The sequence below is a fragment of the Streptomyces sp. AK08-02 genome (assembly GCF_033795085.1).
Lineage (GTDB): Bacteria > Actinomycetota > Actinomycetes > Streptomycetales > Streptomycetaceae > Streptomyces > Streptomyces echiniscabiei.
Window position 1 is genome coordinate 42,471 of the sequence record NZ_JARAZV010000028.1, and the last position, 15,258, is coordinate 57,728.

At 69.9% G+C, this 15,258-nt stretch carries 12 protein-coding genes and 1 riboswitch; of the genes, 6 read left to right on the forward strand and 6 right to left on the reverse strand.

Annotated features, from left to right (window positions below):
• Positions 1-43 precede the first annotated feature (43 nt).
• The gene (locus PV734_RS41780; protein WP_319294631.1) at positions 44-925 is read right to left on the reverse strand and encodes a DUF4429 domain-containing protein; all 882 of its coding nucleotides are present in this window, start codon (positions 923-925) and stop codon (positions 44-46) included.
• A 242-nt stretch (positions 926-1,167) separates the two neighbouring features.
• Between PV734_RS41780 and PV734_RS41785 the strand changes: the two genes are divergently transcribed.
• Both PV734_RS41785 and PV734_RS41790 read left to right on the forward strand, forming a co-directional pair.
• Entirely contained in the window at positions 1,168-2,445 is a 1,278-nt protein-coding gene (locus PV734_RS41785; RefSeq protein WP_319092486.1) for a hypothetical protein, read from the forward strand.
• A 254-nt stretch (positions 2,446-2,699) separates the two neighbouring features.
• Positions 2,700-3,230 carry a DoxX family membrane protein gene (locus PV734_RS41790; protein WP_319092484.1) on the forward strand — a complete coding sequence of 177 codons (531 nt, stop codon included), beginning with the start codon at positions 2,700-2,702 and terminating at the stop codon, positions 3,228-3,230.
• Positions 3,231-3,320: 90 nt separating this feature from the next.
• On the opposite strand, the gene PV734_RS41795 is transcribed toward PV734_RS41790, so the two are convergent.
• Together PV734_RS41795 and PV734_RS41800 are read right to left on the reverse strand one after the other, a co-directional pair.
• The gene (locus tag PV734_RS41795; RefSeq protein ID WP_319092483.1) at positions 3,321-3,572 is read right to left on the reverse strand and encodes a hypothetical protein; all 252 of its coding nucleotides are present in this window, start codon (positions 3,570-3,572) and stop codon (positions 3,321-3,323) included.
• A complete protein-coding gene (locus PV734_RS41800; protein ID WP_319092482.1) occupies positions 3,559-4,986 on the reverse strand; it encodes a PspC domain-containing protein in 1,428 nt (475 codons plus the stop codon). Before PV734_RS41800 ends, PV734_RS41795 begins: the two co-directional genes overlap by 14 nt.
• A 143-nt stretch (positions 4,987-5,129) precedes the next feature.
• On the opposite strand from PV734_RS41800, the gene PV734_RS41805 reads away from it, so the two are divergent.
• Together PV734_RS41805 and PV734_RS41810 are read left to right on the forward strand one after the other, a co-directional pair.
• Complete coding sequence (locus PV734_RS41805) at positions 5,130-6,458, forward strand: PspC domain-containing protein (RefSeq protein WP_415924358.1); 1,329 nt, start codon at positions 5,130-5,132, stop codon at positions 6,456-6,458.
• Positions 6,455-7,273, forward strand: coding sequence for a response regulator transcription factor (locus PV734_RS41810; protein WP_319092480.1), 819 nt, complete (start codon positions 6,455-6,457; stop codon positions 7,271-7,273). The genes PV734_RS41805 and PV734_RS41810 overlap by 4 nt, the downstream gene beginning before the upstream one ends.
• A gap of 39 nt (positions 7,274-7,312) precedes the next feature.
• Here PV734_RS41810 and PV734_RS41815 read toward each other — a convergent pair whose 3' ends face one another.
• Entirely contained in the window at positions 7,313-8,446 is a 1,134-nt protein-coding gene (locus tag PV734_RS41815) for an NlpC/P60 family protein (RefSeq protein ID WP_319092479.1), read from the reverse strand.
• A 481-nt stretch (positions 8,447-8,927) separates the two neighbouring features.
• Between PV734_RS41815 and PV734_RS41820 the strand changes: the two genes are divergently transcribed.
• Positions 8,928-9,281 (forward strand): hypothetical protein, encoded by a 354-nt coding sequence (locus PV734_RS41820; RefSeq protein WP_319092478.1) that lies wholly within the window; start codon positions 8,928-8,930, stop codon positions 9,279-9,281.
• A 25-nt stretch (positions 9,282-9,306) separates the two neighbouring features.
• Here PV734_RS41820 and PV734_RS41825 read toward each other — a convergent pair whose 3' ends face one another.
• Positions 9,307-10,506, reverse strand: coding sequence for an NlpC/P60 family protein (locus tag PV734_RS41825; protein ID WP_319294633.1), 1,200 nt, complete (start codon positions 10,504-10,506; stop codon positions 9,307-9,309).
• Positions 10,507-10,513: 7 nt separating this feature from the next.
• Positions 10,514-10,689: riboswitch (cyclic di-AMP (ydaO/yuaA leader) on the reverse strand.
• Positions 10,690-10,956: 267 nt separating this feature from the next.
• On the opposite strand from PV734_RS41825, the gene pcrA reads away from it, so the two are divergent.
• Positions 10,957-13,494, forward strand: a complete 2,538-nt coding sequence (gene pcrA, locus PV734_RS41830) for a DNA helicase PcrA (protein ID WP_319092476.1) — start codon at positions 10,957-10,959, stop codon at positions 13,492-13,494.
• 84 nt (positions 13,495-13,578) lie between these two features.
• On the opposite strand, the gene PV734_RS41835 is transcribed toward pcrA, so the two are convergent.
• Positions 13,579-15,120 carry a M23 family metallopeptidase gene (locus tag PV734_RS41835; protein ID WP_319294635.1) on the reverse strand — a complete coding sequence of 514 codons (1,542 nt, stop codon included), beginning with the start codon at positions 15,118-15,120 and terminating at the stop codon, positions 13,579-13,581.
• Positions 15,121-15,258: the final 138 nt, after the last annotated feature.

Genomic DNA, 15,258 nt, shown 5'->3' on the forward strand with positions numbered 1-15,258 from the left:
GGGTCGAGATCCCCGGGCGGGCCAAAATGCCCGAAGGGTTGGCTCAGAAACCCCGCAGGACGGCCGCCTTGGTGGTCGCGAACTCCTCGTCCGTGAGCATGCCCTCGCGGTGCAGCTCGCCCAGCTCCCGGAGCCTGCGCAGGAGCACGTCGTGATGATCGGACGGTGGCGGGATCGTGGGGGCGGGCCGGGCCCGGTCCACGTGGTCGACCGCACGGGTGGAGGGGTGCGGCAGACGGGCGGTGACGGCGGTCGCGACGAGCGCCGTGAGCAGGTCGCGGCGGGTGCTGCCCCACAGGTCGAGGGCGTAGGGGTCCTTCTCGGGCGGCAGCTTGGAGAACACCGTCCCGTGGGTCACGAAGCGCATGAAGCCGTCCTCGTAACCGGAGTTGGGCAGCCAGTCGACCTGCACGAGATCGTGGCTGGAGATGATGCGGGGGCCGGTCGCCCGCTTGACCCGGTCCGAGGTGTCGGCCCAGTCGATACGAACCCGCGTACCGTCGAAGGACACCAAGCCGTCGCTGGACCGCACCGACACCGGCACGGGCGGCCCCGGGAGCAGATACGCCTTGACCGGTTCCGCGGGAACCTGGTCGAGTAGCAGGGCGTGCCGGATCTCCTCGGCGAGGTACTCGGCGACTCCGGACCTGTCGATGTCCACGGTCAGCTGGTACGGGTCGGCCGCGTCCGGCAGCCGTCCGCCGGTCGCCTGGAGCAGCGGGTCGGCGCCCTCGCGGAGCCTCAGCCGCAGCCGTCCGCGCTTGCGTTCGGGTTCGTAGACGATGCCCGAGACCGCTTCCAGGGGTACGGCGACCTCGCCGTACGTCTGCCGGAACAGTGGCACGGAGCGGTGGAGCCCCGGCGTGATCCTGACCGTGCTGCCGTCGAAGACCCAGGTCCCGTCGCGCTGGATGATCTCGGCCATACGCGAATTCTCGCAGCCGGGTCAACAAGCGGGTCACGGTTTCACTCGCCTTTTCCCCTGCCGGGGCCGACCTGCCGCACACAACGAGTGTTAGGTAGGGCACAATTCGCTCTCGTCGTAGGGGAGTTGCGTGAGCCACGTCTGAGGCTCCCAAAGTCCCGTTCTGCCCAGGTTTGTTCCGGTGGGTGGATGTCCTGGTTCGTGAAGTGTCGTGTCGGGTGTGGGGAAGGCAGGCTTCGGGCGTGGCGGTGCAGGAGGCGAGGCAAGGTGTGCTGCCCGGGGACCACGGGGGTGGCTGCGCCTGTGGGGACTGCCCGCACGGGGCGCGTACGGGGCACCGGCGCGCGGTCGCCGAGTTCCTGCTCATGCGGGAGGGGTTCGCGGCCGGGCAGGGGCTGCCGGCGGCGGTGGCGTATTCGGCCTCGGCCTCCCGCCAGTGGGTCTCCGACGAACTGACCCAGTCCGCGGCCGTCGTCGCCGAGCGCGGCCGGGCCGAGGGCGACGTATGGCTCGCGCGGCTGTGGCGCCGCACGGCGTTCACCGTGTGGGCGCTGATCGGCGTCCTGCTGCTCGTGCAGGCGCTCACCGCGATCGGAGCGGGCTGGACCGCCGCCCGGACGGCCGGACTGGTCGCCGCCGTACTCGTCGGAGGCGTGCTGACCGCCGCGTCCTGGTTCCACCGGGCGCGGGGCGGGGCGCTCGCGCCCCTGATCGGCGAGGACAACCGCCTGTCGACCTCCCGGGTGGTGGCCGCGAGCTGGGTGCTGTTCCTCGCGTACGCCGTACTCGTCCTGGTGGGCCGGCTCGCCGGGGCCTCCGGCCACGAGGAGCGCGACGCGCTGATCGCCGGCCTCGACCTCGCCCGGGGCGCGGGTGTCGTGACCGTCCTCGCGGTGGTGTGCGCCATCGCGGTGCTCGTCCGCAGGGTCGTCGGCCTGCGTGTCCTCGGCCAGCGCCTGCAGAAGGTACGCGCGGACCGCCCCCGCGCGGCCGACCTCCTGACGGACGACGCGGGCCGCGGCACCTTCGCGGACATCCAGTACGTGCTGATCGGCACGGTCGCTCTCCTCTTCGCGGTCGTACGACTGGCCAGGCGCCCGGATCAGCTGCCGGACCTGCCGTGGGGGCTGGCGGTGGTGGTGCTGGTGTCGGCGGCGACCTATGTGGCCGGCAAGTACGCGGAGGGCGGCCGACCGGTGATCCTCTCGGTCGTCCGGTCCCGCGAGGCGGGCGATCTGGACGCCCCGATCCGCACCGGCGACGACATCGAGATCCGCGGCGCCGGCTTCGTGCCCCCGGGCGCGGGCACCGCCGACCGACTGTCCCGCATGGTCGTCCGCATCGGCCCGGTCCATGTCCACGTCCCCCTGGTCCCGGTACCCGGCGGCTTCAGCAACCCCCGCGACGACGTACTGACGGTGCCTGTCCCGGCGGATGTGGAGCCCGGCCGGGTCGAGGTGCAGGTGGTGACCGCGGCGGGCGTGGAGACGAACCGGTGCGTGATCGACGTGACGGACTGAACGGACCCGGCGGACCTGGCCGACCGAACAGTCTGAACAGACCGAAAAGGCTGCTGGACTGACGGGCTGACAAGCCGACGGACTCGCCGGGCGAACGAACTGGGTGGACGTCCTCGGCCGGTCGGGCGGGCGGTCGGGAGAACGGTCGGTCACCGATGGCAAAAATCCTGTGCCAGGGGTGAGCGAGGTCACGTTGTCGTACGTATGGTCTGTTGAGGGGTCAACGTACGGCAGGCGAGAGGCGGCTCAGGGCGATGACTCACAGCACTCGATCGGATACGCGCTCCCCTTATCTCGACGGCGACCGGGACTGGCGGGACACCGCGACCCGCTACGCCCTGCTGCCCCTGCGTGTCTTCCTCGGCATCACCTTCATCTACGCCGGCCTGGACAAACTCACCAACAGCTCCTTCTTCGCCGACTCCGGATCAGGCTCTGTCGGTGACCTGATGCGCAGCGTCCGGGACTCCTCCGCGATCCCGGCCCTGGTGGACCTCGCCCTCAAGAGCCCCGCCGGCTTCGGCTACGCCATCGCCTTCGGCGAGCTGGCGGTCGGTATCGGCACGCTGCTGGGGCTGCTCGCCCGCCTGGCGGCGGTCGGCGGAGCGCTGATCTCGCTCAGCCTCTGGCTGACCGTGAGCTGGGCCTCCACCCCGTACTACTACGGAAATGATCTTCCGTACCTGATGGCCTGGCTTCCCCTGGTCCTCGCCGGCGCGTCCGTCTTCTCCGTCGACGCCGCTCTGCGGTCCCGACGGCGGCAGCGGTCCGGCGGCTATCGGTAGCGGAGGGGGTGGTTCGAGAGCCGGTGCGCGAGGTCGGGTGCCCACCGCTGGTGCGGTGGGCGGCGGTCAGCCGGCTGTCTCCGGCAGCTCTCACCCAGGTTCTGTCGTCTCTGTTCTGTTGTCGGTGGGTGTTGCCGCGTGGCGGGATGTCCTGCGGCGGCGTATCGCCCCGGTCAGCAGGGCCACCGCGCCTGCCAGGGCAAGGCCGAACACCAGGAGCGGGATCACCGCGAACCAGGGTGTCTCCCAGGCATCGCCCGCGTCGCCCAGGTAGGTGATGCCCGCGACGGTGACGAAGAGACCGGCGATCAGCTTTCCGGGCTGGAACTCATGACGCGGCACGGGTCACCTCCGCTTGTCCCACGCCGACGCCGAGGTCCAGGTCGACCGTGCCGGCGCTGCCCTCGTCGGCCGGTGGCAGCGTGACCTGCTTGTGCTTGCCGGGTGCCACGTCCACGTCCTGCTTCCCTTCGCCGGGCAACTGGATGTCACCTATGCCGACCTCGATATCCGCCTCCACCGTCACATCCTTCGGCACGATCACCTCGATCCTGCCCACGCCCACCTCGACCGCGGTCGTCACCGTCTGCCCCTTGGCGAGGCGCAGCCCGGTCAGGTCCAGCGTGGCGACGCCCGTACCGAGGTCGTACCTCGGCAGTACGTCTGCCACCGCGGTCGGTGTCCACTCCGTGCGCACCCAGTGGGTACTGACGTCCTTGGGCAGTGCGGCCGAGCCCGCCAACAGGGCTGCGGTGATGATCGCCAGGAAGATCGAGCCGGCTCCCGTGCGGCCGAGGAACGCGCTGACCGCGATGCCGACACCGAAGACGATCAGCGCGCAGGCCAAGCCGGTCTGCAAGCTGGTGGCGAGTGCCGCGTCGTCCCATCTCGCGGCCGTGCCGAGGAAACCGGCGAGGAGGGCGAGCAGAAAGACCCAGCCGCCGATCCAGCGTGCGCCGCGCGGCTTCGGCCGGCTGGGCCAGGGGGTCCGTATGCCCGGATGCGGTCCGCCGTAGTTGCCGTAGGTGATGTTGACCGCTGCCGCGATGTCCCGGTCGCGGGTGTCGGAAGGGCCCCACAGATAGCCCGTACCGCCGACGTGGGTGCCGTCCTTGACGATGGGGTCGCGCCACCAGGAGGGGTAGGCGGAGGGAACCGGGGGCGCCTTGGCCTCCGGTGGGGCGTCGGCGACGGCCTGGGCGGCCAGCGGGTCGGGGTCGGGAGCGCCGCGGTTGCGCGACCAGTAGCCGGCGCCCGCGAGAAGGATGGACAGTATGACGGCGAAGGAGAGCACCCCGCCGTTCTTCAGCATCGTCAGGAACACACCGCAGCCGACCAGGGCGAAGAGCACTGCTGTCAGCGCCTGGCCGTCCACGCGGCCGGTGAGCAGCTTGCGGACCTCGTTCTCCTCCTCGTCGTCGTACGGCACGAACAGCCAGGCGAAGCCGTAGAAGATGAGGCCGATGCCGCCGGTCGCGGAGAGCACCGCGAGAGTGATCCGGAAGATCACCGGGTCCATGTCGCACGCCCGCCCGAGCCCCGCGCACACTCCGCCCAGCATCTTCTGCCGTCGGTCGCGCCGGAACCTGATCGGCAGCTGGTCGTCTGTCGCCGCGTGCTCGGGCGCGCGCGGTTCCCCTTTCTCCGTGGGCGGGGTCGCCGCGGCGGGCGCGGCATCCTGCGGCCCGACGCCCGGGGTGGGGCGTGGGCCGGAGCCGGGTCCCGGACCCGTCGCGGCGTGTGCGTGATCTGTCATGAGTCCATGGTGGCGCTTGGGGCGGCTCGGCGGCAGTCGGTATGACCCTGGACGAACCCTGATATCGGCCCTGAGACAGGGCGGGGGAAGCGTTCGACGGCAGCTGGGCCGGAAGATCAGGGGAGTCTCGGGGGCCGACCCTGATGCCCGGGCCCGCCGGGCGTGTGAACATCGATGGCATGCCCGAAGCCGCAGCGTTGCCACTCGTCGAACCGCGGCCCCCGCGCAAGCTCTACCGCAGCAGTGACGGACGCTGGCTCGGAGGCGTGGCGCGGGGGCTCGCCGGGCATCTCGGGCTGCCCGTGATCTGGCTGCGTCTCATGTTCGTCGGCCTGTTCATGGCGGACGGGCTCGGTGCGCTGCTGTATGCGGCCTTCTGGTTCTTCGTCCCGCTCGGGGTCGGCGGCGTCGAGGCCCAGCGGCCCCCGTCCCTCGTCAGCACCGAGACCTCGCCCGACGGGCGCCGCAGGCTCGTCGCCCGCAAGCCGGACAAGGGGCAGATCGTCGCTCTGCTCCTCATGGTGGTCGTGGCCATGGTCTTCGTCGGCAATGTGAATCTCGGCGGCGGCGCCAAGGTCTACCTTTTCCCGGCCGTGCTCGTCGCCGCCGGCGTCGCGCTGGTCTGGCGCCAGGCGGACAACGCACGGCGGGCCCGCTGGATGGAGGTCGGCGGCCGTCGGCGGACCCTCACCCTCGTCCGGGCGGCGGCCGGCGTCATGCTGGTCACGGCGGGCGTGTCCGGCGTCTTCGTCCTGCAGGGCTCCGCCGCCCACCTCGGCTCGGTTCTGCAGGCGGCGCTCGCGGTGCTGGTCGGGATAGCGCTGCTGGCCGGTCCGTACCTCGTGCGGATGACCCAGGATCTCTCCGAGGAGCGTCTGATGCGCATTCGCGCGCAGGAGCGCGCGGAGGTCGCGGCCCATGTGCACGACTCGGTGCTGCACACCCTGACCCTGATCCAGCGCAACGCGGAGAGTCCGAACGAGGTGCGTCGCCTCGCCCGTGCCCAGGAACGCGAACTGCGCAACTGGCTCTACAAACCGGAGGGCACCGGAAAGGACGAGGACGACGAGCCGGGCACCCTCGCGGAGGCGGTGCGGCGCAGTGCGGCCGAGGTGGAGGACAAGCACGGCGTCCCCATAGAGGTCGTGGTCGTCGGCGACTGCCCGCTCGACGACAGAACCGGCGCACAGATGCAGGCCGCGCGGGAAGCGATGGTGAACGCTGCCAAGTACGGTGGCGAGGGCGGCGCGGTGCAGGTCTACGCCGAGGTCGAGGGCAGGACGGTCTTCGTGTCCGTCCGGGACCGCGGACCCGGCTTCGACCTGGACTCCATACCCGCCGACCGCATGGGCGTCAGAGAATCGATCATCGGCCGTATGGAGCGCCACGGCGGTACGGCGCGGCTGCGCGCGGTACCGAGCGGCGGCACGGAGGTCGAGCTGGAGATGGAGAGGGCGGAGAACACGTCATGAGCGAGGCGCACGGGGACAACGGGCTGACCGGGGCGGCCGGTTCGGCGGAGTCGGCCGAACCGACAGGGACAGCCGAACCGGCCGAACCGACGGCATCTGCCCCAGCCGCACAGGCAGGCCGGTCCGCCGGCAGCGGCAGCGGTGACACGAGCGGGCGACGGGTGCGTGTGGTTCTCGTCGACGACCACCGTATGTTCCGTACGGGCGTCCAGGCCGAGATCGGGGAGACCGAGCGGACCGGCGTCGAGGTGGTCGGCGAGGCCGCCGATGTCGACCAGGCGGTCACCGTCATCACCGCCACCCGGCCCGAGGTGGTTCTCCTCGACGTCCATCTGCCGGGCGGTGGCGGTGTCGAAGTCCTGCGCCGCTGTGCGCCGTTGATGGGCGACGCCACCCAGCCGGTGCGTTTTCTGGCCTTGTCCGTGTCGGATGCCGCCGAGGACGTCATCGGTGTGATCCGGGGCGGCGCGCGCGGATACGTGACGAAGACGATCACCGGCACGGACCTCGTCGACTCCGTCTTCCGTGTCCAGGACGGCGACGCGGTGTTCTCGCCGCGCCTCGCCGGGTTCGTCCTGGACGCGTTCGCGTCCACGGACGCCCCACCGGTGGACGAGGATCTCGACCGCCTCACCCAGCGCGAGCGAGAGGTACTGCGGCTGATCGCCCGGGGCTATGCGTACAAGGAGATCGCCAAGCAGCTTTTCATCTCCGTGAAGACGGTGGAGTCGCATGTGTCGGCGGTACTCAGGAAGCTCCAGTTGTCGAACCGGCACGAGCTGACGAGGTGGGCCACGGCACGGCGTCTGGTCTAGGGGGAGAAGGGGGAGAGGGGCCGCCTGGTCGGCGTTGTCTCACACCACCCTTGTGGCGCCCGCGAGCGGCATCTCGTCCAGAGGTGCCACCCGTACCGGCGCCGACGGGTTCGGGGCGTGGATCATCTGGCCGTGGCCCACGTAGATGCCCACGTGGCTGATGCCCGAGTAGAAGAACACCAGGTCGCCGGGGAGGAGTTCGGACGGTGAGACCCGCTGGCCGGCGTTGATCTGGGCGTAGGTGGTGCGGGGAAGGGAGATCCCTGCGGAGCGGTACGCGGCCTGGACGAGGCCGGAGCAGTCGAAGGCGTCCGGCCCGGTGGCGCCCCACACATAGGGGCTGCCGAGCTTCTGGTACGCGTAGGCGACAGCCGCCGCCGCACGTGAGTTGGGCGCCTCGGCCACTCCGGAGGTCCCGGCCGCACCGGGGGCCCCAGCGACTCCGGTCGCTCCTGATGACCCGAGGCCCTCCCGCGCACTCCCCGACGACCGTGAAGCGTGCCCCCCACCCCAGCCGCCGCCCCAACTGCCACTGCCGCCTTCCGTCGCCAGCCGGGCGCGTTCCTCCGTGGTGAGGCGGGACAGTAGTTGGCGGGCCTCGCCCAGCTTTCCGGTCACGGTCTTCTTGTGGCGGCTCAGCTCGGCCTGACGGGATCTGAGGGTGGCCAGCTCTACGTGGGCGGCCCCGCGCAGCTGCTCGATCTCCCGCAGCTGCTTGCGTACGCGGGCCACGTCCGACGCCTGCCTGGTGCCCGCCCGTTCGGCGAACGCGGCGCCGTCCAGATACCTGTCCGGGTCGTCGGAGAGGGCGAGTTGCAGCGCGGGGTCGAGACCGCCGGAGCGGTACTGCGCCGCGGCCATCGAACCCAGCGCTTCCCGCGCCGAGTTGAGCCGCTCCTCCTTGCGTGCCGCCTCGTCCCGCAGGGTGCCCAGCCGCCGTTCCGCCCGCTCGGCCTTCTCCTTCGCGCCGTTGTACTTCTCGGTGGCGACCTCCGCCTCCTCGTACAGTTTGGTCACCTTGGCCTCCACCTGCGCCGTTGTCAGCTGTGGCTCGGCGTACCCGATGCCGTCGAAGCCGGTCGCCGTCGCCGCGCCCGCGAGGGCGATCGTCGCGGCGGTGCGGGCCGTATTGCCGTTGAGTGAGCGCTGTCGGGGCTTGCGGTGCGCGGCCACGGGGGCGTCACGTCCTTTCGTACGACCGCCACCACGACGACCGCCGGAAGACTGCCTGGGAAGCGGCCCAGGAGGGCGGTGGCGCGTCCGGCGACGGCTCGCACAGGGGGAGCGGTCCGCCGCCGGACTTTCTCGGCGGTGGTGTCCGACTGCCGCCCCTGGCCCGGGCGGCGGTGGGGAGCCGGTCACCTGGTGCAGGACGCTAAACCTGGGGGTGTGGTGAGGTAACGCCATGTACGGAACTGGCCTCAGCCGACCGCCGGGTGACCGCATGCGACCGTGATCCCCTTTCGGCGTCGCCGACTCGCGCAGAGGGCTGACCGATGCGGCGGTTCACGGGGCGCGTGAGGGTTACAGGGTGCTATGGGGTGCATATATGCGAGGTGCCTTCAACCGTAGGGTGCCGGGCGGACACCTCGCTAAGGCCGTACGCCCGGCCCGGTGTCGTACGACGCGGGAGCCGCTGACTAGGCTCCGGCTCATGGACGTACTCATCCATTTCTGCGTCGGTCTGCACATCATCGGCATCGCCTGCCTTTTGGGCGGGTTCCTCACCCAGCTGAAGGCGATGGGACAGGGCACGGCCCGCTTCGTGCCGGCGATGCTGCACGGTGCTTTCACCATGCTGGTCACCGGGGTCGCCCTGGTGGGCCTCAATCAGGCCGACGACCAGCCGGTCAACAACGTCAAGATCGGCCTCAAGCTGGCCCTGCTGATCGTGATCCTCGGCCTCGTCTATGTGAAGCGGGATGACGAGACCGTGGACAAGCGCCTGTTCGGACTGGTGGGACTGTTCACCACCGCGAACATCTTCATCGCAGTGCTCTGGACCTGACCAGCCGAGCTCCCCCGTCGGCTGGTCAGGCCGGGCGCACCACGCTGTGGATCGCGGACTCGCCGTCGTAGAAGATCGACTCCTCGCGGACGTAGGCACCCGGCTTCGGTGCGTGGATCATCATGCCGTTGCCGATGTACAGGCCGACATGGCTGATGCCTTCGTAGAAGAAGACCAGGTCACCGGGTTGGATATCGGAGAGCGAGACGGTTGTCCCAGCGTTCACCTGGTCGTAGGTGGTGCGCGGAAGGCTGACTCCGGCGGCCCACCAGGCGGCCTGGGTGAGACTCGAACAGTCGTATGAATCTGGTCCCGCCGCACCCCAGACATACGGCTTGCCGACCTGTGCGCGTGCGAAGGCGAGGGCCTTCTCGGCCTTGCCGGCATACGAGGAGTCGGGGACCGCGGGGGTGGCGGTGTCCGAAGTGGTGGTGCTCGGTGACCGCTGAGCCGCCGCCGCGTCCTGCCGGCGTCGCTGCTCGGCGGCCTGCTGCTGCCGGGCGAGTTCCTGCGCCTGGCGGCGCGCCTCCGCCTGCTTCGCGCGCTCGATGGCCGCGAGCCGCAGCTTCTCTTCGGCGGTGAGGCGGGTAAGCAGCCGGCGGGCCTGTGCGAGCTTCGTCTGGACGGCGGTCTTCGTCGTCTGCAGGTCGTTCTGGGACTCCGTGAGCGACTCCAGGCTCGCGGTGGCCTCCTGGCGCTTCCGCGTCGTCTCGGCCTGCTGGTTGACGTACTCGTCGACCGTGTCCTTCTGGCGGGCGGTCAGGCGGTCCGTCAGCTGGTTCTGGTCGAAGTAGTCCTGCGGGGTGTCCGCCAGTAGGAACGTCGCCGTGTCGGGGGCGGCCGACCCGGTGCGGTACTGGGCCGCGGCGAAGGAACCCAGCTCCTCGCGCGCGTCGTTGAGCTTCTCGGTGCGCCGGGCCACGTCGTCCATCAGGGCGTCGACACGGCCCTGCTGCCTGACGGCCTTCTCCTTGGCGGCGTTGTACACGTCGGCGGCCGACTCGGCCTGGTGGAAGAGGTCGTCGACCTCCGCCTCGACCTCCTCCATGTTCGGCCGGCCGTCGGCCGAGGGTGCCAGTGGCGTGCCGGGCTCCGCCGACGCGGCGTTGGCGGTCTGGGTCAGCAGGGCTACGGAGGCGGTCAGGGCCGCCGTGGCGAAGGCGGGGGGCCGTATGCCTGCTACGCGCGTTCCCGTAGGACGCGACTTGCGGTGCGACGACGCCAAGGGAGGCGACTCCTTCCACGTTCCGCCTACCGGGTTAGCTGTCGGGTTCGGGCGGGTAATTCGGAAGGGTTGCCCTACGGTCCTTGCCCTGGACGGCAGTCGGACCGATTCACCCCAAGTTCTCGGTGGGTCCCCGGCTCCTGCCGCACGGGGCGGCACGATCGGACTCGGCGGAGGCCGCGCGGCCCGGCGATGTTCGCCGGTGGAGGTCGAGCGGCCTTACGGCACGCTAACCAACGGGTGTGGCTTCTGTGAAGGTTGATGACCGCTATGCCCGATACGTTTTTGTGACCTCGACCCTAAACATGGCTCTTTGAATTCAATTCAGGGTGTTATGGAAGTAATTATCAGGTTGTGTGTAGTGAGGTCTGATCCAGGGCTCGCATCCCGGCTGCGTTGTTTTCGGGGTGGCGGCGGGTTGTCAGTGGGGGCGCCTAGACTCGGAGAGCGATGAGCAGCCTCTTTGACGACAGCTTCCTGGCGGACCTCCAGAGCCCTCGGGCCCACGCGGAGGAGCCCCCGCCACCGCCCGAGGACGAGCATGTGCCGGAGACCGTTCCGGACGATCTGTTCGGCGGGAAGTTCGACGCGCCGCCGGACCGGGACGCGTACTACCGCGACGGCGCCCCGCGCCCCGTGGTGGACCCGGCCGCGCTCCTGGACGGGCTCAACGAGAACCAGCGCGCGGCCGTCGTGCACGCCGACACCCCTCTGCTCATCGTGGCGGGAGCCGGCTCCGGCAAGACGCGTGTGCTCACGCACCGCATCGCGTATCTGCTCGGTGAGCGAGGCGTCCATCCCGGCCAGATCCTCGCGATCACCTTCACCAACAAGGCCGCCGGTGAGATGAAGGAACGCGTCGAGCAGCTCGTCGGCCCGCGCGCGAACGCGATGTGGGTGATGACCTTCCACAGCGCGTGCGTACGGATTCTGCGGCGGGAGAGCAAGAGGCTCGGCTTCACCTCCTCCTTCTCCATCTACGACGCCGCCGACAGCAAGCGACTGATGGCGCTCGTCTGCCGCGACCTGGACCTGGACCCCAAACGCTTCCCGCCCAAGTCGTTCAGCGCCAAGATCTCCAACCTGAAGAACGAGCTGATCGACGAGGAGGACTTCGCCGCCCAGGCGAGCGACGGTTTCGAGAAGACCCTCGCCCAGGCGTACGCGATGTACCAGTCGCGGCTGCGTGAGGCCAACGCGCTCGACTTCGACGACCTGATCATGACGACGGTCAACCTGCTGCGCGCCTTCCCGGATGTCGCCGAGCACTACCGCCGTCGCTTCCGGCACGTCCTCGTCGACGAGTACCAGGACACCAACCACGCCCAGTACGCGCTCGTACGGGAACTCGTCGGAACCTCCGAACACCCGGTGGACGTACCGCCCGGCGAGCACGATCTGCCTCCCGCCGAGCTGTGCGTCGTGGGAGACGCCGACCAGTCGATCTACGCCTTCCGGGGCGCGACGATCCGCAACATCCTCCAGTTCGAGGAGGACTACGCGGACGCGACGACGATCATGCTCGAACAGAACTACCGTTCCACGCAGACGATCCTGAGCGCAGCCAACGCGGTCATCGAGCGCAACGAGTCGCGGCGCCCCAAGAACCTGTGGACCAACGCGGGCGCGGGCGCGCGCATCACCGGCTATGTCGCCGACACCGAGCACGACGAGGCGCAGTTCGTCGCCGAGGAGATAGACCGGCTGACGGACGCGGGCGACGCGAAGGCGGGTGACGTCGCCGTCTTCTACCGGACGAACGCCCAGTCGCGTGTCTTCGAGGAGATCTTCATCCGCGTCGGCCTGCCCTACAAGGTCGTCGGCGGTGTCCGCTTCTACGAGCGCAAGGAGGTCCGGGACGTACTGGCCTACCTGCGTGTCCTCGCCAACCCGGAGGACTCGGTGCCGCTGCGCCGCATCCTCAACGTGCCCAAGCGCGGTATCGGCGACCGCGCGGAGGCGATGATCGACGCGCTGTCCCAGCGCGAGAAGATCAGCTTCCCGCAGGCGCTGAAGCGGGTGGACGAGGCGTACGGCATGGCCTCCCGGTCGACCAACGCCGTCAAGCGGTTCAACACGCTGATGGAGGACCTGAGGACGATCGTGGAGTCGGGCGCGGGCCCGGCGACCGTCCTCGAAGCGGTGCTCGAACGCACTGGCTACCTCGCCGAGTTGCAGGCGTCGACCGACCCGCAGGACGAGACCCGGATCGAGAACCTCCAGGAACTCGCCGCGGTGGCCCTGGAGTTCGAGCAGGAGTCGGTAGCGGCCGCCGAGGCGGGGGAGGCCGATCAGCCCGCCGCCGAAGGTGAGGCGCCGGCTCCGGCAGGGCTCGCCGCGTTCCTGGAGCGGGTGGCCCTGGTCGCCGACTCTGACCAGATCCCCGACGAGGACGACGACGGCTCGGGCGTCATCACCCTGATGACCCTGCACACCGCCAAGGGCCTTGAGTTTCCCGTGGTGTTCCTTACCGGCATGGAGGACGGCGTCTTCCCGCACATGCGTGCTCTCGGCCAGGCCAAGGAACTGGAGGAGGAGCGACGGCTCGCCTACGTCGGCATCACGCGCGCGCGTGAGCGCCTGTATCTGACGCGGTCGTCGTTGCGCAGTGCGTGGGGTCAGCCCTCGTACAACCCGCCCTCGCGTTTCCTTGAGGAGATCCCGGCGGCCCATCTGGAGTGGAAGCGCACGGGCGCGATGGCTCCGGCGACATCCTCGGGCCCGGCCTCCGGGGTGGCGTCGTCGCTGTCGTCCTCCCGCTCGCGCACCGCGGCCTCGGGCGCGTCGGGCTTCGCCACGCGCCGGGGCGGTGTCGAGAAGCCGGTGGTCGCGCTGGCGGTGGGGGACAGGGTCACGCACGACCAGTTCGGTCTGGGAACCGTGGTGGGTGTAAAGGGCACCGGCTCGAACGCCGAGGCGACCGTGGACTTCGGCGAGGACAAGCCGAAGCGGCTGTTGCTGCGGTACGCGCCGGTGGAGAAGCTCTGACCGGACACCCGGGCATCGTCGAGATGCCCGGGTCACGCCGGCGACGCAGGTAAAGGGAGACGGGTTCCGGGAACCGAACGGGATCTACGTCGGGTCGAGGCCGTGGCTGCGGAGCCACGGGAGCGGGTCGATCGCCGAGCCGCCGGCGGGCCGAACCTCGAAGTGCAGGTGCGGTCCGGTCGAGTTGCCGGAGTTCCCGGAGTACGCGATGGGCTCGCCGGCCTTGACCGTCGTACCGGACGCGACCTGGTAGCTGGAGAGGTGGCAGTACCACGTCTCCGTGCCGTCCTTGTCGGTCAGGATCAGCATGTTGCCGTAGGCGCTGTTCCACTGGGTCCGGACGGTGCCGTCGGTCGCGGCCATCACCGTCGTGCCGTACGAGACCGGGAAGTCGATGCCGGTGTGCACGGACATCCAGTTGATGCCGGCCTGGCCGAAGTAGGCGCTGAGGCCGCGCTGTGCGACCGGGAGCGCGTACTTGGGGCGCAGTCGCTCCTTGCGGGCCGCCTCCGCCGCCGCTGCCTTCTTGTCGGCGAGCTGCTGGGCCTTGAGGTCGATTCGTTCCTGCGTCCGGCTCGCCCGGTCGGCGAAGTCGTCGGCGCCCGCGGAGAGGCTCTCCAGCTGGGAGTCCAGCTTGTTGTTCGCGGTGGACGGCTTCACGGCGACACCGTCGGGCGCCGACGCCGTCGTGTTCTGCGCCTCGTCACCGTTCAGCCCTCCCACGGAGGCGGCGGCGATACCCGCGACCCCCATCACACAGGCGGACGGGACGGCGATGGTCAGCAGAGCGGAACGTTTGGCCGGGGGGCGACGCCGGGACCGGCCCGCGTTGCGCACCGCCGTACGGGACGCCGCGCGCCCGGCTCCGGGTACCAGGCCGGGGGCGAGCTCTTCCTGCCCGTCGAGCAGCGGGACCTCGGCGGGGAGTTCGCCGTCGGTGACGAGGTCCGACTCGTCGTGGGCGAGAGCGTGAAGGTCGTACTCCGGTACGTCCGCCACGTCCGTGATCTGCTCGAACATCGCGGTGGCCTGCTGGTCGTACTCGTGCTCGCGGTCGTACTCGGCGGACGGCGCGGGCGTGCTGCCCGGGTCACTGTCCGAGTTCCACTGCGTGGCGTCGTACACGCCGGTGTCGGAGACCTGGGTGCCCCAGTCCCATTGCTGGGTCTGGTCGGCGGCGCCGCTCTGCTCGGGCTGGATCCAGGTGCCGGAGTCCTGCTCCCAGAGGGGGGACCCCCAGCCGTTGGTCTCGCTGCCCGGGGGCGGTGACTGCGCGGGGATGTCGGCGAGTTGCTGGTAGCCGGGCGCCCAGGTGGTGGTGTCGTACGCCCCGGTGTCGTAGGCGGCGTGATGCTGGGCCGCGTACGCGTCGTAGTTCAGGGTGTGGTGACTGCCGGTGGACCACTGGGAGTTGTCGTACGAACCGGTGGTGTCGCCGCCCGGCATATTGCCGAAGAGCGGGTCGGTATCGAAATTTCCCGTGGTGGTACCCGTGCCCAAGTCCGCGTCCAAACCGTTGGCGAAGGTGGGGTCGTACGTGGTGAAGTCACCAAAAGGAACTTCCTCTGTGCCGTACGACGCGTACTGAGCCGTCGCGGCATTGGAAGCCGGAGTCGGGGCGGTCATCGCTCCCGACGGGTGACGTTCGTTCACCAACTTCTCTTTCGCCTCGACAACAGGGGCTGGCAGAGCAGTGCGGCGACTGTACCCGGCGGTATGCGGGCGCGACAATCTTCTGCAGGTTTCGTGCCTGAGGGAAACGGG